We start from the raw sequence: 23,849 nt of genomic DNA, 5'->3' as shown, positions 1-23,849 counted from the left end.
CGAGTCAGCCCATGTGAACCGGGGTGTCGCCGGCCGGCAGGTCGGTCTTGCGGGCACGAACCAACACCAGCACGATCGGCGTTATCAGGATGACCATGATCGCCGCTGCCGCGAACGCGTGCGCGTATCCGGAGACCTCCGCGGAGAACATGTAGTCGATCGTGGAGTTGATGAAGTTGCGGATCGGTTCCGGCAGGGCAGCGAGCTGGGAATCGGACGGCAGGGTCTGCGACGCCAGGGCCTCCGGGGGCACTCCGGCGGGTGGCACGGGCGCTACGTTCGACGACAGGTAGGACGACTTGGCGGACGTGTAGATCGTGGTGAAGACGGCGGTTCCCAAGGCGCCACCGATCTGCAAGGCCGCGTTGACGAGTGCGCTAGCAGCGCCGGCGTCGTGATCGGCGACCCCGATGAGGGCCACGTTCTGCATCGGCACCATGAGCAGACCCAGCCCTAGCCCGAGGAGCATCACTCCGGGAAGCACGTGCGTCCAGTACGAGGTGTCGACGCCGATCTGAGTGAGCAGGACCAGACCGATGGCCGAGATGACGGGGCCGGCAGCCATCAACGGCTTCGGTCCCACGCGAGGCATCAATGCGGACGCTGCGGCGGCGGTGATCATGATGCCGCCGGTCATGGGGAGCGAGGCGACTCCGGCGACGACGGGGCTGAATCCGAGCACGATCTGGAAGTAGAAGGTCAGGTACAAGGTGCCACCGAGAAGGGCGGCGCCGATGATGGCCGAACCGAGGTAGGCGGACCCACGGTCTCGATCCAGCAGAACGCCCAGCGGCAGAAGCGGATTGGCAGACCGGGACTCGACGACGACGAACGCGGCCAGTAGAACGATGCCCAGCGCGATGAAGCTGAGGGTTGAGACGTTGGACCAGCCGTCTTCAGCCTCGGTGAACCCGTAGACGAGTGAGCCGAGCCCAAGGGCGACCAGAATCGCGCCGGGAACGTCGTACCGCGTGTCGCCCTCAGCCTTGCTCTCCTTGACCAAAGGGATAGCGGCGGCGGCCGCGAAGATCGCGACGGGAACATTGACCAACAGGCACCAGCGCCAGTTGGCGTACTCGGTGAGCACGCCGCCGAGCAGCAGGCCTACGGCAGCGCCGCCACCGGCGATGGCACCGAAGACACCGAACGCCTTGGCTCGTTCCTTCTCGTCGGTGAACGTGGTGGTCAGGATGGCAAGCGCAGCGGGGGCGAGCAGGGCGGCGAAGACGCCCTGTCCGGCGCGGGCGATGAAGAGCTGATAGCCCTCCTGCGCCAGGCCACCGATGGCCGAGGCGATCGCGAATCCCGCCATGCCGACGAGGAAGGACCGCTTGCGGCCCCAGTAGTCGGCGATGCGGCCACCGAGCAGCAGCAACGCACCGAACGCGAGCGCGTAGGCGGTGATGACCCACGCGCGGCTGCTGTCGCTGATGCCCAGGTCTTCCTGCGCCTGCGGCAGAGCGATGTTGACGATGGTCGCGTCCAGCACGATCGTCAGCTGAGTGATGGCGACGATGCACAGCACGAGCCAACGACGCTCGTAGTTCGGATTGGCGTCGTTCTCTGACGACACGATGTCGGGCGTGCTGGTCACGGGCGTGCCTCGGTCCTGGGAAAGGTAAGCGGTGGAATGTCTGTTCGACGATTCGAAAATGTACCGTCGCGGTCCGACACGGTCAAACGAACTAGTTGGTTGGCGTAGGATTCGGCGTGTGAAGTCGGACACCCCCATCTCCCCCGCCGCCTCTGACACGCGTGAACGAATCCTCGATGCCGCACGCCGCGAGTTCGCCGAGCACGGCCTTGCCGGCGCTCGCGTCGACCGGATCGCACTGGCGTCTCGCTCCAGCAAAGAGCGCCTGTACGCGTACTACGGCGGCAAGGAGCGGCTGTTCGACGCGGTACTGGACCACGGTTTCCGGCGGTTCGTCGAGTCCGTGCACTTCACCCCACGCGATCTACCCGGGTACTCCATGGATGCCTTCACCCGCCTCGCGAGTGAGAAAGACGAGCACCGGATGCTGCTCTGGGCACAGTTGCAGGGCCAACTCCCCGCGAGCGAACACGCCGAGGTGATGAGTGAGCGTGTTCGCGAGGTCGAGCAGGCTCAGCGCGACGGATACGTCGACTCCCATTGGAGTGCAACCGATCTGATGACGTTGATTTTCGGTGTGCTGTTCAGCTGGTTCACCACACCGGACCTCGACCAGCGAGCCCATCGGCGGTGGGACGACGACGAGATCGCGCGACATCGTCTCGTCGTCGGCGAGGCGGTCAGGAGATTGGCGGAGCCGCGGGTAGAACGATGATCACCCGATCGAAACAGCCCCATGACCGCGACCGATATACGCCGCCTGATAGCTATTGCCGCAGTGGCCGGTATCGCCCAGAACGCCATCGCGATCCCTACGTCCGAGAGCGCGGCACTCGTTCGGTGGCAGACTTCTTCGTCGGCAAGATCTAGTCGACGGTGCCCGGCAAGCTCGCGATGGTCGATCTGATTCTCGTCGTCGTAGCGTTCCACGCGTGGGCGCTGCCGGAGTCGGGTCGACTCGGAATCCGCCGATGTTGGTGGGCAACGCTATTCATGACCGTTACCGTGGGGATCGGCACCGCGATACCCTTCTTCCTCGCTGCACGGGCTCGGGCGTTCCGACTGGCGACCTGACGGGGTTCCCGCGCGGGAAGACGTGCCCCCGCTGCACAGCATTCCGCGTAGAGACTCGTTCTCGACAGATGACACCAACGACCCGCGTGTCGACGACTGCACCGACGGGTGCCTGATGATCGCCTCGACCGCCCTTGCCGCGGGGTTGCCGCCGTACATAACCAACCCCGACGACTACATCCGACTGGACAAGCTGCTGCAGGTTGTCCCCGTCGCGCGCCCGCGACTCCGCACGAGAGCAGGCAGTGACGGGTGGTCGACTCCCTGCTGCACAACCACGTTCACCCCATCGCCACGAGATCCCGGTACCTCTCCACCATCGTCCCGATCACCTGATCCCCATCCGCCGCCCAGACAGCCGCGTTGAAGATTTCCACCTCCACGTCACCGCGGTAGCCGGCCTCCTCGACCCACCGCCCGATGGTCGCGAAGTCGATCACCCCATCACCCATCATCCCGCGGGACAGGAGGGGGTCGGCTTCCATCGGCACCAACCAGTCGCACACCTGGTACGAGCTGATGCGTCCGCGTTCTCCCGCCGTCTTGATCTGCGCCTCGAGGTCGGGGTCCCACCACACGTGGAACGTGTCGACGACGACGCCCACCGCTTCCACCGGATGCGGCTCCGCCATTGCCAGCGCCTGACCCAGCGTCGAGATCACCGCCCGATCGGCCACGAACATCGGGTGCAACGGCTCCAACGCGATCCGCACACCTCGCTCCAATGCGTACGGCACCAGTTCGGCGAGCCTCTCGGACACCCGTGCCCGCGCACCGATGAGGTCGCGATCCGGGATCCCGCCCATCACCATCACCAACTCGGGAGCCCCCAACTCGGCCGCCTCGTCGAGCGCGCGTCGGTTGTCGTCGAGCCCGTCGTCGTCGATGGCCGTGAGAAATCCACCGCGGCAGAGGGTCGACACCCGCAGGCCGGCATCGGAGATCATTTTCGCCGACTCCGTCACCCCGGCCTCCTGCACGCGGTCACGCCACGGTCCGATAGCACCGAGCCCTGCTCGCGCCGCACCCTCGACGGCCTCCTTCAGCGTCCAGTTGTTCACCGTCTTGGTGTTGAGGGACAGGCGTTCGAGACTCATGCCGACACCCCGTTCAGCTCCAGATACACGCTCATCCGGTGCACGGCCAACGCCGGGTCTGCCAGCAGCCCAGCATGATCCGCCAGAACGAACAGCTGCGTCAGATGCTCCACACTGCGGCCCGACGCCAACCCGCCGACCATCGAGAAGCCGGGCTGCTTCCCGTTCAACCACGACAGGAACGCGATGCCCGTCTTGTAGTAGTAGGTGGGCGCCGCGAAGATGTGCTGGCCCAGTTCCTGCGTCGACCGCAGGATCTTCTCGGCCCGAGCCGTGTTGCCATGATCGAGCTCCTGCAACGCCGTGGACGCCGCGGGGTAGATGCCCGCGAAGATGCCGAGCAGCGCATCCGAGTGGTGCTCACCGTCGCCCATGATGAGCTCCGGGTAGTTGAAGTCGTCCCCGGTGTATAGGCGCACTCCGTCGGGCAGGGCTGCGCGGAGGGCGATCTCGTGTGAAGCGTCCAGTAGCGACACCTTCACACCGTCGACCTTCGCTGCGTGTGTCTCGATCAGTCCGCGGAACGTCGCGGTCGCCTCATCCACGGACGCGCTGCCCCAGTAGCCCTCGAGTGCAGGGTCGAACATCGTTCCCAACCAATGCAACACGGCGGGCTCGTCGACTTCGTCGAGCAACGTCGAGTAGACGGACAGGTAGTCGTCGGGTGACGACGCCACCCGCGCCAGCGCACGTGAGGCCATGATGATGACCTTGGCGCCGGACTCCCGCACCACGGCGATCTGCTCACGGTAGGCGTCGAGGACACGGGCGAGACCCTCCCGACCCGACGGCAGCATCGACAGGTCTAGCTGGTCCGTCCCGGCCCCGCAGGCAAGCAGGCCGCCGACCCGTGCAGCCTCTGCGCCGGATCGTCTAATCAGCTCGGAGGTAGCCGCCCAGTCGAGCCCCATGCCGCGCTGGGCGGTGTCCATAGCATCGGCGACTCCGAGCCCGTAGGACCACAGCTCGTGTCGATAGGCGAGGGTGGCGTCCCAGTCGATATCGGCCGGTGCGCCGGGGGTGTTGTCGCCCGTCGCGCGCGGAATGACATGTGCCGCGGCGTAAGCGATGCGCGAGGAGATCGGGGAGGTGGGCTTCGTCCACTCACCGGGCTCCCCCAGCTGATACGAGCCGTGGCCCGGCAGTGCGATGGTCAGGCGCGAGTCGACGGCGGTCACAGCGAGATCTCCGGCACGTCGATGCGGCGGCCCTCCGCGGAACTACGCAGGCCCAGCTCCGCCAGCTGCACGCCGCGCGCGGCGGACAGCAGGCCGTAGCGGTGGGGGCGCTCGGCGATGACATCGCGCAGGAACTCCTCCCACTGCAACTTGAAGCCGTTGTCCAGATCGGCGTTGGCCGGGACGTCGAGCCACTGGTCGCGGAAGGGCTCGGTGACGGGCAGGTCGGGATTCCACACCGGCTTGGGAGTGTGTGAGCGGTGCTGGGCGACGCAGTTACGCAGTCCCGCCACCGCGGAGCCATGAGTGCCGTCCACCTGGAACTCGACCAGCTCGTCGCGGAACACGCGTACTGCCCACGACGAGTTGATCTGCGCGACAACACCGTTCTGCATCTCGAAGATGCCGTATGCCGCGTCATCGGCGGTGGCGGCGTACTCGTTGCCCTGCTCGTCCCACCGTGTCGGGATGTGGGTGGTGGCCTTGGCGGTGACGGTCTCGACCTTGCCGAGAATGCCCTCGAGCACATAGTTCCAGTGGCAGAACATGTCCACGACGATGCCGCCGCCATCCTCGGCGCGGTAGTTCCAGCTGGGCCGCTGTGCAGGCTGGCCGTCGCCCTCGAAGACCCAGTAGCCGAACTCGCCACGCAGCGAGAGGATGCGTCCGAAGAAGCCCTCGTCGACCAGTCGCTTCAGCTTCACCAGCCCGGGGAGGTAGAGCTTGTCGTGGACGACGCCGGCCGTGACGCCCGCGTTCTGCCCGATGCGCGCCAGCTCGATGGCCTGCGTCAACGTCTCGGCCGTGGGCTTCTCGGTGAAGATGTGCTTGCCGGCCTTCATCGCCGAGGACAGTGCCTCCGCGCGACGTGAGGTCACCTGAGCGTCGAAGTAGATGTCGATCGACGCATCGTCGATGACCGACTGTGCGTCGGTGGTGTATTCGGCGATGCCGTGCTGGGCGCAGAGTTCCTGCAGCTTGGCCTCGTTACGGCCGACGAGCACCGGCTCGACCTGGACGCGCGAACCGTCCGCGAGCAGCAACCCGCCGGCGTCGCGGATCGGGAGGATGGAACGCAGAAGGTGCTGACGGTAGCCCATGCGACCGGTGACGCCGTTCATGGCGATGCGCAGGGTTCGGGTGGGGTGAGACATCGAATGGCCTTTCTGACTGCTCGGCAGCCAGGTCTGAAGAGTGCACGACCGAGAGGATCGAGGCGCGCGAGGGCCTCGGGAGACGGTGCGGCGGAAAGTCCTGCACGCGTCGAGGGGCAAGTCAGCTTCGGAATGCGCTTTCCAAGCTATGCTGTCGAAGTCGATCGGTCAACAGGCACCGGCAGACCGCAACGATTTCGTGGGGGTGTCGAGCATGGCGGCAGTGCGATTGCGTGACGTGGCAGCAGCGGCCGGCGTCTCCCAGGCCACGGCATCACGGGTGCTCAACGGCTCGGCGAGGGTGCCCGGCGAGGGTGTCGCCGACCGAGTACGCGCCGCCGCAGCCGATCTCGGCTACATCGCGAATGCCCAGGCCCAGGCCTTGGCGCGGTCGTCGACGGGGCTGATCGGCCTCGTCGTGCACGATGTCGCCGACCCGTACTTCTCTTCGATCGTCCGCGGTGTGCAGAACGAGGCACGCGACGCGGGCAAACTCGTGCTGCTCGCAAGCACCGAGCGCGACTTCGCCATCGAGCGGCAATCGGTGAGCACGTTCATCTCCCATCGTGCCGACGCCATCATCCTGGCCGGATCGCGGCAGAGCGGCGACCTCGACCGCGCCCTGGAACGCGAGTTCGAGGCGTATCGAGACAACGGGGGTCGCGTCGTCGTCATCGGGCAGCCCATGCCGTTCGGCGCCGCTGTGGAGCCCGAAAATTATTCTGCGTCAGCAGCATTGGCCGAAGCACTGTACGAGCACGGCCACCGGCGGTTCGCCATCATCGGCGGCCCGGGCAACATCCGGACGTCCGCGGACCGTCGCAACGGATTCGTCGAGGCACTCTGCCGTCACGGCATCACCCCGGAGATCGAGGTGGCCGGCGACTTCTCCCGCGACGGTGGATACAGCGCAGCACGACGCCTCGCGGCAGCCTTGGAACTGACGCCCGGCCACGGCACTCCCCCGTGCGTCTTCGCCGTCACCGACGTCATGGCCATCGGAGCCATCGCCGCGTGGCGTGAGCTGGGCCTGAGCGTTCCCGACGATGTCTGTGTCGCGGGTTTCGACGACATCCCCACCCTGCGAGACCATGTCCCGAGTTTGTCGACGGTCGCGTTGTCGCTCGTCGACATCGGCGAGCGTGCCGTGCAGCTCGCGCTCGACCCGTCCGACCGCGCCCTTGACGCGCACGAGTACGCACCGGGAACGGTCGTCCTGCGCGCGAGCAGCGCCCTGAGCAGGTAGTTGTCCGTTTTCCTTGACACTGTGGGCGCGATCACATTAGATTCGGCCGCAGCTTCGGAAAGCGCATTCCAGCGGGAGTAGTCGGACCCGCACCACTACTAGCTTTAGGACTCCTCATGGCGGTAACAACGTCGGTCGAGGCCCCACTCGCTGCACCGTCGGCACCGCATCCCGCGCCGACGCGTCGTCGACGGTTTCCCTCGTTCCGCAACACCTGGTCCGGCTTGTGGCGGCCCATCGCTCTCGTGGCTGCGCTCGTCGTCGCGTGGTGGGCGGTCACGACCACCGAACTGGTTGCGCCCTACATCCTTCCGTCCCCCGGCGACACCTGGTCGACGATGGTGGACAACGCGTCCTACCTCGCCGGCCACACCTGGGTGACCACCTACGAGACCATCGCGGGCTTCGTCATCGCCGGTCTGGTCGGCATCGCCGTCGCGGTGGTGATGATCTATTCGTCGTCGATCGAGAAGACGATGTACCCGCTGATCCTGTTCGCTCAGGTCATCCCGAAGATCGCTATCGCACCGCTGTTCGTCGTGTGGCTCGGCTTCGGCGCCAGCCCCAAGATTCTGGTGGCCGTCCTCATGGCCTTTTTCCCCATCGTCATCGCCGGCATGGCGGGCCTGCGGTCCGTCGACCCGGAGATCCTCGAACTCACGTCCACGATGGGCGCGAGCAAGTGGAAGACGTTCTGCAAGGTGCGCTTTCCCGCCTCGCTGCCACAACTGATGTCCGGCCTCAAGATCGCGGCAACGCTCGCCGTGACCGGTGCGGTGGTCGGTGAATTCGTCGGCGCTAACGAGGGACTCGGCTACGTGATCCTCCAGGCAAACGGAAACATCGATACCGCAATGCTGTTCGCCGCACTCATCATCATGTCTCTGCTCGGCATCCTGCTGTTCCTCGTCATCGAGATCGCCGAGAAGTTCCTCATCCCCTGGCACGCATCGCGCCGCTCCACCGCGTCCGTCGGCGCAGTGTGACCCGGCTGCCTCACCCACACCTCCTCGAAAGAAGACTTCCATGAAGCTCAAGACTGCCCTCGTGGCTGCGGTAGCCGCGTCGCTCGCTCTCGCCGGATGTGGCGGCGGCGGAGGCGGTGCGGAGAAGGCCCCCGGCGCCGACGGCGAGACCACCGCGACGTCGCTGATGCTCAACTGGTACCCCTACGGCGAGCACGCACCATTCTACTACGGCGTGCAGGAGGGGATCTTCGCCAAGCACGGCATCGACCTCACCATCACCGCCGGCCAGGGCTCGACCAAGACCGCGCAAGCCGCCGGCTCGAACCAGACCGACTTCGGCTGGGCCGACTCCGCCGCCGTCATGTCGAACATCGACAAGGGCGTGAAGGTGAAGAGCCTGGGCGTCTTCCTGCAGACGACGCCGTCGGCTGTCCAGGTCTACGCCGACGGTCCCATCCAGACCACCGCGGACCTCGCCGGCAAGACCATCGCCGTCTCCGCCGGTGACGCGCCCACCACGACGTTCCCGATCTTCCTCGACCGCGCCGGCGTCCCCGAGGACCAGGTGCAGCAGCAGAGCCTCGACTCCGCAGGCAAGATCGCCGCGATGCTGTCCGGTCAGGTCGACGGCCTCATCGGCTTCGCGCACGACCAGGGACCGAACATCGCGAACAAGTCGGGCCGCGAGATGCGCTATCTCCGCTACTCCGACGAGGGCCTGAACTTCTTCAGCAACGGCCTCATCGCCAACACTTCGACCATCGAGAGCTCGCCGGAACTGGTGCAGGCCATGGTCGACGCCACCACCGAATCGTTCGAAGCCGCCATCGCCAACCCGGAAGAGGCCGTCAAGGCCATGGTGGGCAAGGACCCGCAGACCCCGCCGGAGTCGGTGCTGCTGCAGCAGTGGGAGGAGACCATTCCGCTGCTCACCACCGCCAACACCGAGGGCCAGGCACCGGGCGTCAACGCAGAGGAGGACTGGACCAACACCATCTCCATCCTCGGTGACGCCGGGCTGACCGAGGTCGGAGCCGAGCCGTCGAAGTACTGGGACTCCTCCTTCACCTCCAGCAAGGAATGAGCGACGACATGAGCGCCATCACCCACGAACGGCCCACCACTGTCACCGACACCGCGGTCTCGGTCGACAACCTCACCGTCCAGTTCTCGTCCAAGCGTGGCGACGTCACCGCGTTGTCCGACGTCGACCTCAAGGTCGGCGAGGGTGAGTTCGTCTCCATCGCCGGCCCGTCGGGCTGCGGCAAGTCCACACTGCTCAAGGTCGTCGCCGGTCTGACCGGCGCCTCCCGCGGCTCCGTCGAACTGGCCGGCCGCGAGGTGAAGGGGCCGCAGCGCAACATCGGTTACGTCTTCCAGCGAGCCGCATTGCTGGAATGGCGCACTGTCCGCAAGAACATCCTGCTCCAGGGCGAGATGCGCGGCATGAACAAGAAAACCGCCGCGGCAAAGGCCGATCAGCTCATCGAGATGACGGGCCTGACGGGCTTCGAGGGAGCACTCCCCCACGAGCTGTCCGGCGGCATGCAGCAACGCGTCTCCCTGTGCCGGGCGCTGCTGCATGAGCCCGAGGTGCTGCTGATGGACGAGCCCTTCGGCGCCCTCGACGCACTCACTCGCGAAAAGATGAACGTCGAACTGCACCGCATCTGGCGGGAGACCGGGACGACGGTCATGTTGGTCACCCACTCCGTCGCCGAGGCCGTCTACCTGGCCAACCGCGTCGTCGTCATGAGCCCGAGGCCGGGGCGGATCGTGGACATCCTCGACGTGGACCTGCCGGCGCGCCGGGAGTACAGCGCGACGATGGAGAAGCCGGAGTTCATCTCCGTGGCCAACACGGTGAGGGATCTGCTGGGGGCTACCACGGGGGCAGATTGAGCGTCTCAGCCGCCGCAGACCAGGACGGGGTGCGGGACGGTGCTACCCACGCTATCGACACCCTCGGTAGCCGCCACGTCGTGGCAGGGCGGCGAACGAGCCTCCAGCTGTTCGTGCAAAATGGTGGTATGAGTGACATAGTTCCGGCCATCCAGGACCCGAATCAGACGGTGTTCGTTTCAGAAGACGAATTCGGCACCGTGGTGGCTGGGCAAAAGACAGCCGTCGCAGAATTTGTCGCAGAATGGCGTCGTGACTCTTCCATCACGCACCGCGAAACTGCGCTGTCCCCGTCGGTACTCGACAGGATTCGATCGGCGTGTGCCGGTGTCGTCCAATCACCGGAATTTGCGTCCTATCTAGTCCGAGGTGTTCCGCAGTCCCGCGGACCGGCGGAGAGCGTGAGCTATCGGCGTGTCACGAGATCTCTGGAGACCGGACGCTTCACAAGCAATACACCTATTTCGCCGGCGTCCATGGCCGGCGGCCCGCACATCGCGCTCGCAACCGCCACTTTGATCTCCGCTCTCGAGTCGATGATCGAACCCCTGCAGGCAAGCCTCGACAGAATCGAGGACACCACGGCCGACATTCTCAGGCTTGCCGACGCTCAGCGAACTGGCGACGTGTTCGGCCACAGGCGAGTACTGCGGCGACTCACCGGCGAGTTGGACAATGGGGCGGTTTTGACCGAGACCGATTGGTCCAGCGTGGCTGCGCTCGGACCAGACCTCGAGATCGGCGTCGAGCGTTTACGAAATTACAGCACACGGCTTCTTCTCGACTTACGGGCTGACGTGGCAGCGGACGATCGCGCCGATCTGCTCGAAAAGGCGGTCCGGAAAGACCGTCTAGGAGAAACCCTTCAGCTACTGTTGATTGCTCAGGAATCATTGTTCCTCTGGCAGCGAATCAGGCTCGAACGCGTCGAACTTCGCGAACACGATCATCTCCCACAGGTTCTGGAGAGCGCAAAGGCCACACTGAGAGAACATATTGCGGCAGACACCGCGCTGGTTTCGAGTCTACGAATGACGCTCGACACATACGGAACACTGCGACTCTCGGAATTCCATCGGAAACTTTCCGCTCGACGCTTGAAAAAGAATCTTGCGCCGTTGCGTTCCGACATCGATTTGTTTGTCACAAGCCGTGCACTTCAGATCGCCGGATGGAACGAGCCCAAGAATCCGGGCGTTCTTGACGTCTTGCGAGCTATGAAGGCCGTTGGTGACGGTGCAGTCGAGGCAAGTGTTCAGACAGTCGGTAAGGCAGCTGAGGCGGTTCACCGTGGCAGTGAGTCGTGGATCGACCGTCGGACGCGAAAGTCGCAAGAGGAGGATCCGGCTGGTGACCTACAAGTCGAAAAATGAGTACTGCGGCCTTCTGCGCAGCCTGAATCGAGTACCGTCGGGGATACCGGAGCCGTCATGCTGCTTCACGCGATGACGCTGCGACGTTGATGCATGTACATGGCTTGCCAACGGATGTCGTGCAATGGCCCAGGTGGTCCAGTCCGGCAACTGCTCGGGGTGCGTACTGCGCCGGTTCATCGATGACCGAACGCCGTGTCCGCATTCGCCCGCTGCATCCGTTGGGATGGTCACACGCCCGGTCGCCGTCGACGTGAGTGCTGCACGGGTAGCTTCCACGACATCGTGGCTGCGTGGCCATCACAGGGTTTGTGTCGGCACGGATACCAGCCTGCCAAGTCGAAGACACCTCGACGAACGGTACGAACAACGGATACCGAAGTCATCCTGGATCCGTTCGAATCCCAGCAACGAACACTGGAACGTTCTCGCGTCCCGCGGCGATCTCATACGGTAGACACCGCCCGTGCTTGCAGTGAGCGAACGGGCTCGCGAGTACTGGAGGCTCAATGGCACAGGACGCTACGCCCACCTCGACTTATTCGGTCGAGGAAGGCGGCATCTTTGTCGAGCTGTTCGCGCGTCCGGCCGTCAACCTGGCCTTGATCCATAACGGCGTGCCCGTCATCACCGGGGTCTCCGTACAGAACACGTCCGACAAAGACGCGATCGACGTTCATACCTCGGTTCAGATCTCGGGCAGAGGCCATCCGATCTCGCCCGAGTACGACGAAGTGTTCGATGGCTGCCTGTCTCCGGGATCAGCACTGACCTTCGACGACTTCGAAGAGATTGTTCCTGACGTCGACCACCTGCAAAGCCTGAACGAGAGCTACCCGGCGACCATTCATGTCAGCGTCAAGCACCTGTGGGCGCGCCCGATTCAGCTCAAAGTACCCATCAGGGTTCTGGCACATAACGAGTGGTTCAATGCGCCCGTCTACTTCTCCTCTCTCGCAGCGTTCGTGCAGCCCAACACGAGGGCTGTCGCGTCCGTGCTCGACACAGCCAGTCGTCTGCTCGAGAGCCAGACCGGCGATTCGTCGATCGCGGGGTACCAGTTCGGACCGGAACGTGCCGCGTACATCGCCGGCGCAGTCTACGAGTCACTCCGGTCCAAAGGGATTCGCTACATCGATCCACCTGCGTCTTTCGAGAACACCGGGCAGAAGATTCGAACCACCGCTCAGGTCCTCGAGGAGCGTTTCGGTACCTGCATCGATCTCGCGGTGACCTACGCAGCGTGCCTCGAAGCTGCGGGATTGCGTCCTGTGCTGTGGCTCAAGACCGGCCATGCTTTCGCGGGATTCATGCGTGAGGAGACCAACCTCGCGAGCGCAACGGTGACCGACACCAATTCGATGGTGAACCTGGTCGAATCCAACATCGTGGTGCCTGTCGAGGCCCGATACTTCGACTCCGATCGATCCGGCTCGTTCACGGCTGCCGTGAGCTTCGCTCGCCGACATTTCAGCACGCCCGAGTCGCTCCTCGGCGTCACCGCAGTCGCCACAGCTCGGAAGGACGGCATTCGACCACTTCTGACCACGGACGACGTCATCCTCGATCCCATTCAGGATGCGCCGACAACTGCACCGGGAACCATCGAGCTGCCCGGCGATCTGATCACGGCTGCTGCGGAACATGACGCGGTGTTCGACACCAGTGACACCTCGCCTCCCCGCATGCAGAAGTGGAAGCGCTCGCTGCTCGACCTCAGTACGAGGAACCGGTTGCTGAACCTCAAGCCCGCTCGCGATGTCATCGACATACACGTGCCGGCGTCCGGCTTGGCGACGCTCGACGACATCGTTCATCGTGGTGTGTCCATCGAGCTCACTCCCAACGACGACATCAGCGAGATCCACGAGCTCAGAGGAGCCCGTGCTGCACAGGACGTCGACAACGACACACTGCTGCAGTACCTCACCAAGGACCACCGGCTGTTCGCCGCCGTGTCTCGAGCGAAGTACACAACGCAGCTCAAGGCTTTGCAGCGGCTCGCCCGCACCATGTTCGAGGAAACCGGCAGCGCCAACCTCTATCTGACCTTCGGTGCACTGATTCACACCACCTCGACCGGCCGCGAAGCCAGAGCACCACTCTTCCTCCTACCGGTGAAGTTGACTGGAGGTACGGGCAAGTCGCCGTTCAAAATACTGATCGATTCGTCGGAGACCTCCAGCCCGAACTACTGCCTGGTCGAGTGGTTACGACTCAAGCACAATGCATCGGCTCCGGCTTTACAGAATCCACCCCTGGACGAATCCGGAATCGACATCGATGCAGCGCTGCGGCAGATTCGCGGGTCTCTGATCGAACACAACCTGTCATTTCGTATCGATGAGTCGTCGTCACTTGGCATCTGCCAGTTCGGCACTTTCGGGATGTGGAAGGACCTCGACGACCACTGGGAGACCCTTCAGCAGAGCCCCATAGTGCGTCATCTCGTTCACACTGCTGGTGAGTCCTTCCGCGACACCGTGCGGCCCGACGGTGTGGACCTCGACAACGTTCCGGTCGACGAGGTCGAAATACCAGTGCCCATTCCGGCCGATGGTTCGCAGCTCCGTGCAGTTGCTCTCGCCGCAGACGGGCACACCTTTGTTCTCGAGGGCCCGCCCGGAACAGGTAAATCACAGACGATCACCAATCTGATCGCTCATACGCTGGCGCAGGGTAAATCGGTGTTGTTCGTCGCTGAGAAACAAGCAGCACTGGATGTCGTCAAACGTCGACTGGACAAGATCGGGCTGTCGGAATTCACGTTGGACCTGCACGGCAAAGATCAGAGTCCGCAGGCGATCCGCGATCAACTCAAGAAGGCCATCGACGCGGAGGTCCACTACAACGAACGCATGTGGCAAGCGCGCATGGCGACATACCGTTCTCGCCATGCGCCTCTAGAGGACTACCCGCGAAACCTCCACGCAGTCAACGGCGTCGACCTGTCCATATGGTCGGCCTACGACACGCTACTCGGGCTGGACCCTGGCCCTGCTGCGCCCATTCCGGCCGGTTTCGTCTCCAGTCCTCCTGTCCAGCTCGAACAGATCGAACACGCACTGCGACTGTTCGAGCGATCGGCGCGATCTGCCAAACCGTCCCGAGACCACGAGTGGGCCATCATCGGCCGGCTGGATGACACCGTGTCGGAGTCGTCACTGCGACAGATGACGCAGCGGATGGACGCGGTACTCGACGCAGCTCACAGGTCAGCGTTCGTTCGCGTCGTCCTGGACCATTCCGACGGATCCGCGAGATTGGTAACGATCGCGAACCACGCCGAGGTGCTGAACCGTTTCCCAGTTCCCTCGATTGCTGTTCTCGACGGTGCTTCCCGATCGGATTGGTCCATGGGGCGCGACGATCTGCTGCGGCGGATCAACGATTTCCACCAGTCGACTTCCGTCGTCTCGTCGACGTTCACTCCGGCCTTCCTCGCAAGCGGAGACCCCGCTCCGGTGTCCGCAGCAGCACAGGAAGCGACGCACGGACTCTTCGGCAAGAAGAAACGCATCGAAGCCTTTGCCGCTCTTCTGAAACCGTGTGTGATGCCGGACGTCGACCTCACACCTGAGCAGGCCATGCCGCTCCTCGATGCCCTCCCTGCAGTTCGGTCGGCGGCATCCGAGCTCGTCTCACGTACGAGTGCTCTCCTGCTCGACGTAGCGCCTGGCTGGTGGAGCCCGTTCCACCCCGACGCCATCTCCCAACTGCGCCCATTTTTCGCCCATGTCGAGGCCGTATCGGCGATGCGGCGGAACGATCCCGCAGCGTGGTCATTGCTGGTGGAATCACGTCCGTACTCGGATGGCGACGTAGCCACGGTCCGTGAACTCGCGGCGTCGTGGACAGAGTGGACGCAGGCACTCGGTGTCACCAATGAGTCGATACTCCGCTGGCGAGGCGAGCGCGAGTGGCATGAACAGTGGGCAATGCATAACCGACGTTGGTCGAGTTCCCTCGAGACGGACGGAATTCATGCAGCGCAGCACTGGTCATCGGCGACGACGCACCTGGATCCGCTACGTGGCGCCGGCCTGGACACATTCGTCGAACAGTTGCTGACTGGCACGATCGAGCACGCGAACGCGGAGCTGTCCTTCATGAGAGGGGTTGCCCAGGCTTCGATCGATGAGCGTCGTCGGCGAGCAGGCCTGGACCGATTCGATCCCGAACAGCGGTACGGCGAAGTGGACGACTACGCCGCGGCCTCGGAAGCACAACGCACCGAGCAAGTGGTCGCCCTCAAGTCACTCTTGCTTCAACGTCGTCCGTTCCGCGCGGGATCATTGACGGATGAAATCGGTCAACTTCGACGTCTGCTCGATGCGAAGCGTGGCGGGCAGACCTTCCGTCAGCTGATAACCAGATTCCCCGACCATATTGTCTCGGCGACCCCGTGCTTCTTCGTCAGCCCGACATCCTTGGCTCAATTCGTCCCGCCGGGTTCTGTGACCTTCGACGTGGTCGTGTTCGACGAAGCGTCCCAGGTCACCGTCCCTCAAGCGGTCGGCGCCCTGGGACGAGGACGGTCGGCGGTAATCGTCGGGGACTCACAGCAGATGCCGCCGACGGCCGTCGGCAAGGTCTCGGCCGGCGACGGCGACGACGTCACTGACGACGACGAGGTCATTCCCGAGGATCTCGACAGCATTCTCACCGAGGCAGTGGAGTCAGGCATCCCACGGCAGTGGCTGTCCTGGCACTACCGCAGCCAGGAGGAGTCGCTGATCGCCTTCTCGAACGAGAAGTACTACGAAGGGCGCTTGGCGAGCCTCCCTACACCTGGTGGAGACGACGCCATGGGAGTCGAGTGGCGCCGCGTTCCCGGTCACTTCAACCGGGAGAACACCAAGCAGCGACATCGCACGAACCTGGTCGAAGCGCAGGAGATAGTCGCTGAGGTACGACGTCGATTGAACAGCCCTCGCACGGCCGAGGACAGTATCGGAATCGTCACGTTCAACACACAACAGCAAGCACTCGTACGAGATCTTCTCGAGGAATGCGGCGATCCGCAGGTGGCGGAGAACATGCGCGAGGACAAAGACGATGGGCTGTTCGTGAAGAACCTGGAGAACGTTCAGGGCGACGAACGTGACGTCATCCTGTTCTCGACAGCGTTTTCCAAGAAGCCTGGTGACTCCAAGCTGTCGCTGAACTTCGGCCCTCTCACACGGGCCGGTGGGGAGAAGCGGTGGAACGTCGCGATCACCCGAGCGCGACGCAAGGTCATCGTCTTCACCTCCTTCGATCCGACAGACATCGATCTCAATCGGACCAATTCACTCGGCATGGCGCATCTACGGGGGTACCTGGAACGAGCGTCCCAGGTGGATGAGGTAGTCATGGACGACGTCCGGTGGGACGGCATCGATGCGGTGACGAGATCCATGGCCGAAGCGCTGATCGCACGAGGCTACGAGGTACGCCCGAGGTACGGGCTGTCCGACTTCGTGCTCGATCTGGTTGTACGCCGTCCCGATTCGGATCACTGGCAAGTGGCGGTGTTGACGGACGGCCGTAAGTGGGCTGAGCGACCGACCGTCTCGGACCGGGACATGACGCCCATGCTTCTCGACTCCATGATGGGCTGGGGCGCCACGGTCCGAGTCTGGTTGCCCGAGTGGATCGACAACCCCACCGCCATCGTGAAACGCATCGAGGATGCGATCGCCGTCGCCGACGCGAAGGAAGAGATACGTCAAGCTGAAGCTCTCACCGAAGCGGAGGAGTGGCAAGCCTCGCTCGACGAACTCGCCACCACCGAATCCGAACCTCTCGACGACCAGCCCGGCGACCCTTCGGTGCAGCCCGATCCTGTCGCTGTCGAATCGGATCCGGAAATCATGCAGTTCGCCAGCGCCATCGAGCAGCAATATCAAGCACGATTCGCCGACACCCGTGACACAGACAGCCGAGGTTCAGACTACGTCGAGGCATCGACCAGAACGCTGGGAGGCCGCGGCGATCTCGAACGTGTCGATTCACCCAGCGTTCGGTCGACGATAGTCGACGCCGTGCGCGAGCTGGTCGAGGTCGAGGGACCGATCGAGATGGACCGGTTGTGCAGACAGATCGGCGGTCGATTCGGGTTCGATCGACTCAAGGCAGCAAGGAAAGACTCTATCGAGCGCTGCGTACCCCAGGAGTTGATCAGGACGTCTAAGGGTGGGACCTTTGTGTGGCCGGCAGATCTTGATGGCATGACCTGGCGAGGCTTCCGCACCACACCGTCCGATGTCACCCGGCCACTTTCGGAGATAAGCCTGGAGGAGATCGCGAATGCAGAGATGTTCGTCGCAGACCGCGATGGACTAGAGCAGGAGTTGCTGTTCCGCCGGACACTCACCCTGTTCAACCAGAAGCGATTGACCGCGCAATCTACAGAACGACTGCAGTTGGCAACGGAGCTGGCGCTACGAAGCGGTCGGCTGATGCAGTCGGGTCAGATATACAAAAGCTGCACCTGACCGGTGGTACTTCCGCAACGAAATTGAGAGATTAGCCATCATGACGCTGGATGAGTTCTTGACCGAGGCAGCGCGTCGATCAGCGGGCGCTGAGGTGACTCTGTCGATCCGTGAACTCCTCGGATACTGGGGTGCGAAGCGACGCGACCCTGACACGGTTCGAACCATCACCTCCGATCTGGGCTCGCACGGATTACGCACTGACCCGAATTTCGAGATCGGCTGGATCGACACAGACATCACCTTGACCAAAGCGTCCGCATCGAAGACGGACTCCGACGACGAGTGGGTTCCTACCCATTCACCGTCGGACATCGACGACGTGTCACTGAAGATGTCCAGCCTGCAGTCGGCGACAGCAGGCGTCACCAGCATTCGGCCCAGTGACAGCCTCATCAAGGCTCGTTCACTGATGCTCCGGCACGACTACTCGCAGCTTCCGGTCATGAAGTCCGAGCGTTCACTCCTCGGCGTCATCAGTTGGGAGTCGATAGCAAAGGGCAGACTGGATGGAGCCGATGGCGATGTCAGCAGTGTCATCGCGCCGGCGGTCACCGTCAGACATACTGCCGACCTGTTGTCGTCGATTCCTCGGATCATCGAGTCCGGATACGTCTTCGTCGAAGATGCCACCAAGCGAATTACCGGCATCGTCACCACATCTGATCTGAGTCTCCAGTTCGAACTTCTCGCAGGGCCCTTCCTCTTGATCGGCGAGGCAGAGCGACGACTTCGGCGCTTGGCTGATCGCACGTTCCATCCCGAGGTCATGCGGGCCGTGGTGCAAGACTCGCCCGAACGTGCGAACAGGGTCAACAATGCAGCGGGGTTGACCATCGGTGAAATGAAGCGGCTTTTCGAGCCGGACGAGAATTGGACAGAGCTCGGAACCGTGGCAGACCGCAAGACCTTTCTAGAAGCACTCGAAGAAATGCGGAAGCTCCGGAACGCGATCATGCACTTCAACCCAGACCCTCACGAGACCAGCGCCTTGACTGCGACTCGGAACTTCGTGAAGTGGCTGGAGCATTTGGACATAGCTACCGATTGCGCAACCTAGCAGGAATCACGCCGTGGGTTGTATCGAAGCCAGCGTGGTCACCACTGGTGTGCCAAAGTCTGACTGGGTGCCTATCGCGTCGACTACCTCAGAATACTCGACATTCACACCGATCGACCCGCCGTGGACCAGCGCGAAGTATGTTCGAGCGGAGCTTGCCGACGAGCTGTCGGGGTAGTCAGACAATAGGTCGTCGTCGGAAGTGACAACTTCAACCCTTGCCCCTGAATAGAGCACTTCTTCGATACCTCGCTTGCTCCACAGAACGATCAGACTCGTGCGTAGCGCGGCGCTGTCATGTCCCACGGCGCCGGCTCGGGACTGATCTGCGCGCAGTAGGTACCTTCCGTGACGCATCGTCCAGGCAAGATGAGCAGGAGACTTCACGTAACCGAGCAGTACAGACACATCAGCGGGCGGCACAGCGTGCAAGCTGTCCAGCACTCCTTCAAAAGCCCCGTCGCCATACGCTTCGCGTGCCCAGTAGTCGGCACGGAATCGCCTGGTGCCGTGATTGCTGACGTGGGTGACGAGATCCTCGAGGAATGTGCGGATGGTCGCAGCCTGCCGAGTCTCGGCCAAGCCGTCCGTCGTGGGCCTGAAGGGATACGCACCGACGCCGGGAACGAGCTCGGTGAACGGTTCATACGTCCGGCCGCTGTCATCGCGACCGGGAAACAGCACGTATGACCCCACCGAACGCCGAATCGCGTCGCGATACGCATGCATCTTCTCGATGTCGCCACGCTTCGCGGTTCCAAGCACCTCTACCTGCTCATCATCTTCCGGGTTACCGGACCAGGACGCACCGACAGTGTCGATGCGGTACTTCGCGTCGAAGTGGACAACCACCTTTGTTGACTCGTCCTTAGGTGTGATGACGAGCGTGATATCGGGGCGCATGCCTACAGACCAACTCGCATGACTGGATGTCGAGAAGGTCTTGTTGTAGTGCAGCGAGAGGGTCAGCGGCGCACCGAACGATGTTGTGTTGACCGAGAAGACGCGCCCGCGGCTCAGATCGATTTGGAGACCACCATTGGACGCTGTGTAAGCCCCTGCCAGATCTGCTGTCTTACCCGCGATCTGCTCGACGATGCTGAGTATCTGGAGGAAACACCATGTCTCGTAGCTCTGTGCGATGTCGCGAGTGCCGGCCGGAATGCGATCGTCGCTCGTCCAGGACACCTCGAATGCCAGCAAGGACTGCAGCCATTGGGCATATAACTCGCGATATCCCGCTCGCCGTTGGACCACGTTGGTCGCGGTCCTAGCCGGGTCGAAGCGTCCGACATGGCGCAGCGTGGACGAGGACAGGTGTACGTCGAGTTCGTCCTCGACATCATGCGCCAGCATCAAGCCTTTGGTCCGACTGTCCGAATCGACGGGCGCCGCGGCGAGGATCGCGCGCACTGTCCGGGCGTGATCGCGCCACTCCTCGAGCATGAATCGCACAAATCGGTTTGCCGGTGTATCCACCGTCTCCTCGAAAGCTGTCGAAGCAATCCGGCGAGGGAACGCAAACGAGGACCCACCAATAGCGACCGAAATGTCTCCCTTCCCTGCCGAACGGCTGAGCGTTCGGTGGTCGGGGCGCGCGCGTTGCAGCGGGCGTTCTTCCTCGTGGGCATCGTAAAGCCTGTGAGGATCTCGGTCGATTCGTGCGAGCGCGGCCTGCACGTCTGGCGACCGAAGCCGAGCAGTCAGGGATGCGAAACGCTGGTAGACGGTGCGAGCGTCCTCCCCGTCGGGCGACGCGGTGAACGCCGCGACTTCCGACGGCGAGAATGCGTGGAGGACGAGGTCGACGAGCTTGTCCGAGATTCCTGCGAGCATCCAACGATACTCGCTGCGATACAGCAGCTTCCGCGATCTCACTTCGATTGGAAGCACGGCTGTGCCCGTAGAGCACTCGATTCTCAGCACCACCGTGCCAATCCATCGGCGTGGCTTGAGGCGCCCGTGTAGCGGCACCTCCGCCATCCCGCTCCAGAACGACTGAGGTTGCAATGCGACCACCTGCGCGCCGGGTACCGAGAGAACGTACTCGTACTCGACGTCTTCCATCAATTGGAGAGCAGCCTCCCCCGCGTGTCCGATTTCTACATCCGCGCCATCTCTGACATCTGCGGTGAGATACCCGCCGACCGCGTCGACGCCGTCCATCGTCGACAGCAACACCATGTCGGCCGGCGACTTCGCAGTGAGTCGAAGCGCTGCCGGTGTAGTCGTGCCGACGTCGAGCTCGAGGTCGAGGATGAACGGCATCAGTCGGTAAACGAGACGAAGTGATTGGCGTGCAGCAGGTTGCGCATCCGATCGATGCGCGTCATAGTCCGCGGGAGCGTCCGGCTCTCGTTCGACGAGAAGTCGTACAGCCCGTCCAACAGCGTCTGTAAGCGGCGCTGCGCTCCATGTATACGAGGCAGGATCTTCTGCATCATCTGGAGATCCAGAACGTCGGCATCGGATTCACACAATCGGCCCTCCCGAGCGAACCAGCGGAACCGAACCGCTTCCTGAAACACTCTGTGGCCGAACTCGAAGTTGCACTCGGCTAGAACAGTGTGCAACTCCCGCAAGTAGGTCTGCAGCTCCTCTGACCCCTCCAGCGGAGAGGCCGACTCCGACAAAGCCTGGAACGAGGTGGCTGCGGCGACGCTGGTCGGCTTCACAGGCGCGATTGCTCCCAACCCTGCCTGCAGGGCGTCGGACGCCACTCTAAACTCGATTGTGTTGGCGCGATCCAGGACCTTGGGCGAGAACGCATACGTCGTCTCGTCTGCGTTCACAGTGCCGATCACGAACACGTTCTGAGGCCATGCGACGTGTGAGGGCTCCGAGATCGGTTCCCAGCCGGCCTCCTTGCGCACCAGGTTCGGAACTACTCGCTCCCCCGATTCGATCCCCGACAGCATCTCCGCGAAGTACCGCTCCACGTGTGCCAGGTTCATCTCGTCGAGAATTAAAATGAACGGCAATTTGGGCTCAGATCTCGCTCGCAGGACGAACTCGAGCACCTCGGGGACGTGCCACCGATCCTGCCCCTGCGCCGCACCCATCAAGCCGTCCCGATACCCCATGGTGGCATCGGGTGATGTCCAGTCCGGCCGAACCGGCACCACTCGGTATCGATCGCCACCGAGCCACTGCCCCAGCGCAATCGCAAGCCGAGTCTTACCGGAGCCTGACAGTCCACTGAGAATGGCGAAGCGCTTGGTCAGCAAAGACACGATCAAAGTTCCGGTGACGTGATCGTGCTCCGAGCCCCAGTTCAGACCACTCATCTCGGTGGCGTCCGCGAACTCGGAAAGGAGCTCCGCTACAGGCAATGTGTCCTCTGCAGTATCGACCGAAGTCTCGAAAACTATTGGCTCGGTGATGAGAACGGGCTGACCGCCGGCCGATGCCGACTCCTTGGCAGCAATCATCACGCGTGGATCGGCGATCAATCCCGACTTCGCCGCCACGTTGTCGACACTCTCCAGCTCGGTGAATCCAAACTGATGCGGGTAGGTGACTTCCCCGTCTTTCTCATCTGGCCAGAATGATTCAGAGGTGACGATGACCGGCCTGGTGACGCGGGCGCGCACGACTCGCTCGACCGGCTGACTGATGAACTGTTCCAACGGCTGCCTCGGACCGAGCTTAGCCTTGAAGACGAACAGAAGACGGTCCCCGACCTGCGGTTCGTTTTCGTCCGCCGGCTGTTTTTTGAACGCCCAGGTCTCGCGCTCAGCACCGAACGGATAGTTCGCGCTGGACGCATCGGTCATGTATACGACAAGCGTTCGATCAGGCTGTGCGTCAGCGTCGGTCGACGTCAGCGATGGTTGCGATTTCGGCGCATGTCGCCACAGTGGCCGAATATCGGGCGCGTAGTAGTCGAATTCGTCGCCCAGGTCAGGCGTGAGCGCAGAGCGGATCTCGATCAGCTGGCGATCGATGTCCTCCGAGTCAGCCGCGTACTCGGGCCAGCGACCAACGATTAGCGCCTTGTCAGCCATTTTCGAGATGGGCTCGAAAACCAACGGGTGCACAAGGTGTAGCAACAGTTCCCGTTGCGCAGTAGCACTGTTCACCGGTACCGAGTGCAGGAAATCCTTTAACATCCACGGGTCGGCGAACAGATCCCGGCGATCATCGACCGACGGGTATTCCTCGAACAACGTCGCACCGGCGCGGACGAGGTAACCGATGTGGAGATCGCGGCGAGTAGACCAGAATGTGCCGGGTCGGATGTGGGCGACCTCGAATGCCTGGTCGAATTCAGCACCGATAGCGAACGGATCCTCTTCCATCTTCAGGATCGTCTCGACGATCTGGCGACGGCGAGCAGGGCCCACGGAGTGCGACGGCAGTAGGTAGAGCAGGTGAAGCTCGGCCATCAACAGGATCTGGTCGTCCGACGCGCCGTCCATCTGGAGTCGCATCTTCGACAGGTAGTTCTGCGCGCTGATGTCCGGCCTGTCGACGAACAGCTCCTTCAACGCGGAGAAGTTCGTCTCCGTCCAGACTGCGCGATTCGGATCGAAGAACGATGTCCCGCCCACGAAACCGTCACGCACGAAGCGGTCTGCCACCTCGTACAGGGCTGGATCGCCCATGCGCTTGCCAGTAGCGGTCACTGATCAACTCCTCGTCGTTCATGTCTACGCGACCATACGTTTCGAGTCTGAGACACTCCCCAGTGCATCACGTTCCCGTTGGAGAATCTCGAATCT

General features: G+C 63.0%; 15 protein-coding genes. 9 read left to right on the top strand and 6 right to left on the bottom strand.

The genetic code is table 11. The features are described 5' to 3' along the window. Positions 1 to 4: 4 nt before the first annotated feature. Positions 5 to 1,594 carry an MFS transporter gene (locus OHB23_RS09095; RefSeq protein ID WP_328811383.1) on the bottom strand — a complete coding sequence of 530 codons (1,590 nt, stop codon included), beginning with the start codon at positions 1,592 to 1,594 and terminating at the stop codon, positions 5 to 7. Positions 1,595 to 1,712: 118 nt separating this feature from the next. Here OHB23_RS09095 and OHB23_RS09090 point away from each other — a divergent pair, with 118 nt between their 5' ends. Then, positions 1,713 to 2,309 (top strand): TetR family transcriptional regulator, encoded by a 597-nt coding sequence (locus tag OHB23_RS09090; RefSeq protein WP_328811382.1) that lies wholly within the window; start codon positions 1,713 to 1,715, stop codon positions 2,307 to 2,309. A gap of 179 nt (positions 2,310 to 2,488) precedes the next feature. Further along, a complete protein-coding gene (locus OHB23_RS09085; RefSeq protein WP_328811613.1) occupies positions 2,489 to 2,668 on the top strand; it encodes a DUF2834 domain-containing protein in 180 nt (59 codons plus the stop codon). Positions 2,669 to 2,949: 281 nt separating this feature from the next. Here the strand turns inward: OHB23_RS09085 and OHB23_RS09080 are convergent, their stop codons facing one another. From OHB23_RS09080 to OHB23_RS09070, 3 genes are read right to left on the bottom strand one after another with little or no spacing between them, the layout of a single operon-like run. After that, positions 2,950 to 3,765 (bottom strand): sugar phosphate isomerase/epimerase family protein, encoded by an 816-nt coding sequence (locus tag OHB23_RS09080; protein WP_307091691.1) that lies wholly within the window; start codon positions 3,763 to 3,765, stop codon positions 2,950 to 2,952. Continuing rightward, positions 3,762 to 4,943 (bottom strand): dihydrodipicolinate synthase family protein, encoded by a 1,182-nt coding sequence (locus OHB23_RS09075; RefSeq protein WP_328811381.1) that lies wholly within the window; start codon positions 4,941 to 4,943, stop codon positions 3,762 to 3,764. Before OHB23_RS09075 ends, OHB23_RS09080 begins: the two co-directional genes overlap by 4 nt. After that, complete coding sequence (locus OHB23_RS09070; protein ID WP_328811380.1) at positions 4,940 to 6,097, bottom strand: Gfo/Idh/MocA family protein; 1,158 nt, start codon at positions 6,095 to 6,097, stop codon at positions 4,940 to 4,942. The genes OHB23_RS09075 and OHB23_RS09070 overlap by 4 nt, the downstream gene beginning before the upstream one ends. Positions 6,098 to 6,311: 214 nt before the next feature. Here OHB23_RS09070 and OHB23_RS09065 point away from each other — a divergent pair, with 214 nt between their 5' ends. The 7 genes from OHB23_RS09065 (at position 6,312) to OHB23_RS09035 (ending at position 19,125) form a co-directional block, all read left to right on the top strand. Then, on the top strand, positions 6,312 to 7,343 hold the full coding sequence (locus OHB23_RS09065) for a LacI family DNA-binding transcriptional regulator (RefSeq protein WP_328811379.1): 1,032 nt from the start codon (positions 6,312 to 6,314) through the stop codon (positions 7,341 to 7,343). A 116-nt stretch (positions 7,344 to 7,459) separates the two neighbouring features. Beyond that, positions 7,460 to 8,329, top strand: a complete 870-nt coding sequence (locus OHB23_RS09060; protein WP_328811378.1) for an ABC transporter permease — start codon at positions 7,460 to 7,462, stop codon at positions 8,327 to 8,329. A 40-nt stretch (positions 8,330 to 8,369) separates the two neighbouring features. After that, positions 8,370 to 9,395: an ABC transporter substrate-binding protein gene (locus OHB23_RS09055; protein ID WP_328811377.1), complete on the top strand. Its 1,026-nt coding sequence runs from the start codon at positions 8,370 to 8,372 to the stop codon at positions 9,393 to 9,395. An 8-nt stretch (positions 9,396 to 9,403) separates the two neighbouring features. Further along, a complete protein-coding gene (locus OHB23_RS09050; protein WP_328811376.1) occupies positions 9,404 to 10,213 on the top strand; it encodes an ABC transporter ATP-binding protein in 810 nt (269 codons plus the stop codon). A gap of 128 nt (positions 10,214 to 10,341) precedes the next feature. Next, positions 10,342 to 11,586, top strand: coding sequence for a hypothetical protein (locus OHB23_RS09045; protein WP_328811375.1), 1,245 nt, complete (start codon positions 10,342 to 10,344; stop codon positions 11,584 to 11,586). A 509-nt stretch (positions 11,587 to 12,095) separates the two neighbouring features. After that, a complete protein-coding gene (locus tag OHB23_RS09040; protein ID WP_328811374.1) occupies positions 12,096 to 18,065 on the top strand; it encodes a DUF3320 domain-containing protein in 5,970 nt (1,989 codons plus the stop codon). Positions 18,066 to 18,105: 40 nt separating this feature from the next. Then, on the top strand, positions 18,106 to 19,125 hold the full coding sequence (locus tag OHB23_RS09035; protein WP_328811373.1) for a CBS domain-containing protein: 1,020 nt from the start codon (positions 18,106 to 18,108) through the stop codon (positions 19,123 to 19,125). Positions 19,126 to 19,131: 6 nt separating this feature from the next. On the opposite strand, the gene OHB23_RS09030 is transcribed toward OHB23_RS09035, so the two are convergent. Next, positions 19,132 to 21,393, bottom strand: coding sequence for a DUF2357 domain-containing protein (locus OHB23_RS09030; RefSeq protein ID WP_328811372.1), 2,262 nt, complete (start codon positions 21,391 to 21,393; stop codon positions 19,132 to 19,134). Continuing rightward, entirely contained in the window at positions 21,393 to 23,732 is a 2,340-nt protein-coding gene (locus tag OHB23_RS09025) for an McrB family protein (protein WP_328811370.1), read from the bottom strand. The genes OHB23_RS09030 and OHB23_RS09025 overlap by 1 nt, the downstream gene beginning before the upstream one ends. Positions 23,733 to 23,849: the final 117 nt, after the last annotated feature.

This window comes from Rhodococcus sp. NBC_00294 (assembly GCF_036163995.1).
Lineage (GTDB): Bacteria > Actinomycetota > Actinomycetes > Mycobacteriales > Mycobacteriaceae > Rhodococcoides.
This window is presented reverse-complemented; position numbering and strand designations above follow the sequence as displayed.

Excerpts from the sequence above, each read along its gene's own strand:
- OHB23_RS09030 (WP_328811372.1), bottom strand. The coding sequence starts at position 21,393 with ATGCCGTTCATCCTCGACCTCGAGCTCGACGTCGGCACGACTACACCG.
- OHB23_RS09055 (WP_328811377.1), top strand. The coding sequence starts at position 8,370 with ATGAAGCTCAAGACTGCCCTCGTGGCTGCGGTAGCCGCGTCGCTCGCT.
- OHB23_RS09070 (WP_328811380.1), bottom strand. The coding sequence starts at position 6,097 with ATGTCTCACCCCACCCGAACCCTGCGCATCGCCATGAACGGCGTCACC.
- OHB23_RS09040 (WP_328811374.1), top strand. The coding sequence starts at position 12,096 with ATGGCACAGGACGCTACGCCCACCTCGACTTATTCGGTCGAGGAAGGC.
- OHB23_RS09080 (WP_307091691.1), bottom strand. The coding sequence starts at position 3,765 with ATGAGTCTCGAACGCCTGTCCCTCAACACCAAGACGGTGAACAACTGG.
- OHB23_RS09045 (WP_328811375.1), top strand. The coding sequence starts at position 10,342 with ATGAGTGACATAGTTCCGGCCATCCAGGACCCGAATCAGACGGTGTTC.
- OHB23_RS09085 (WP_328811613.1), top strand. The coding sequence starts at position 2,489 with ATGGTCGATCTGATTCTCGTCGTCGTAGCGTTCCACGCGTGGGCGCTG.
- OHB23_RS09025 (WP_328811370.1), bottom strand. The coding sequence starts at position 23,732 with ATGGGCGATCCAGCCCTGTACGAGGTGGCAGACCGCTTCGTGCGTGAC.
- OHB23_RS09050 (WP_328811376.1), top strand. The coding sequence starts at position 9,404 with ATGAGCGCCATCACCCACGAACGGCCCACCACTGTCACCGACACCGCG.
- OHB23_RS09060 (WP_328811378.1), top strand. The coding sequence starts at position 7,460 with ATGGCGGTAACAACGTCGGTCGAGGCCCCACTCGCTGCACCGTCGGCA.
- OHB23_RS09035 (WP_328811373.1), top strand. The coding sequence starts at position 18,106 with ATGACGCTGGATGAGTTCTTGACCGAGGCAGCGCGTCGATCAGCGGGC.
- OHB23_RS09065 (WP_328811379.1), top strand. The coding sequence starts at position 6,312 with ATGGCGGCAGTGCGATTGCGTGACGTGGCAGCAGCGGCCGGCGTCTCC.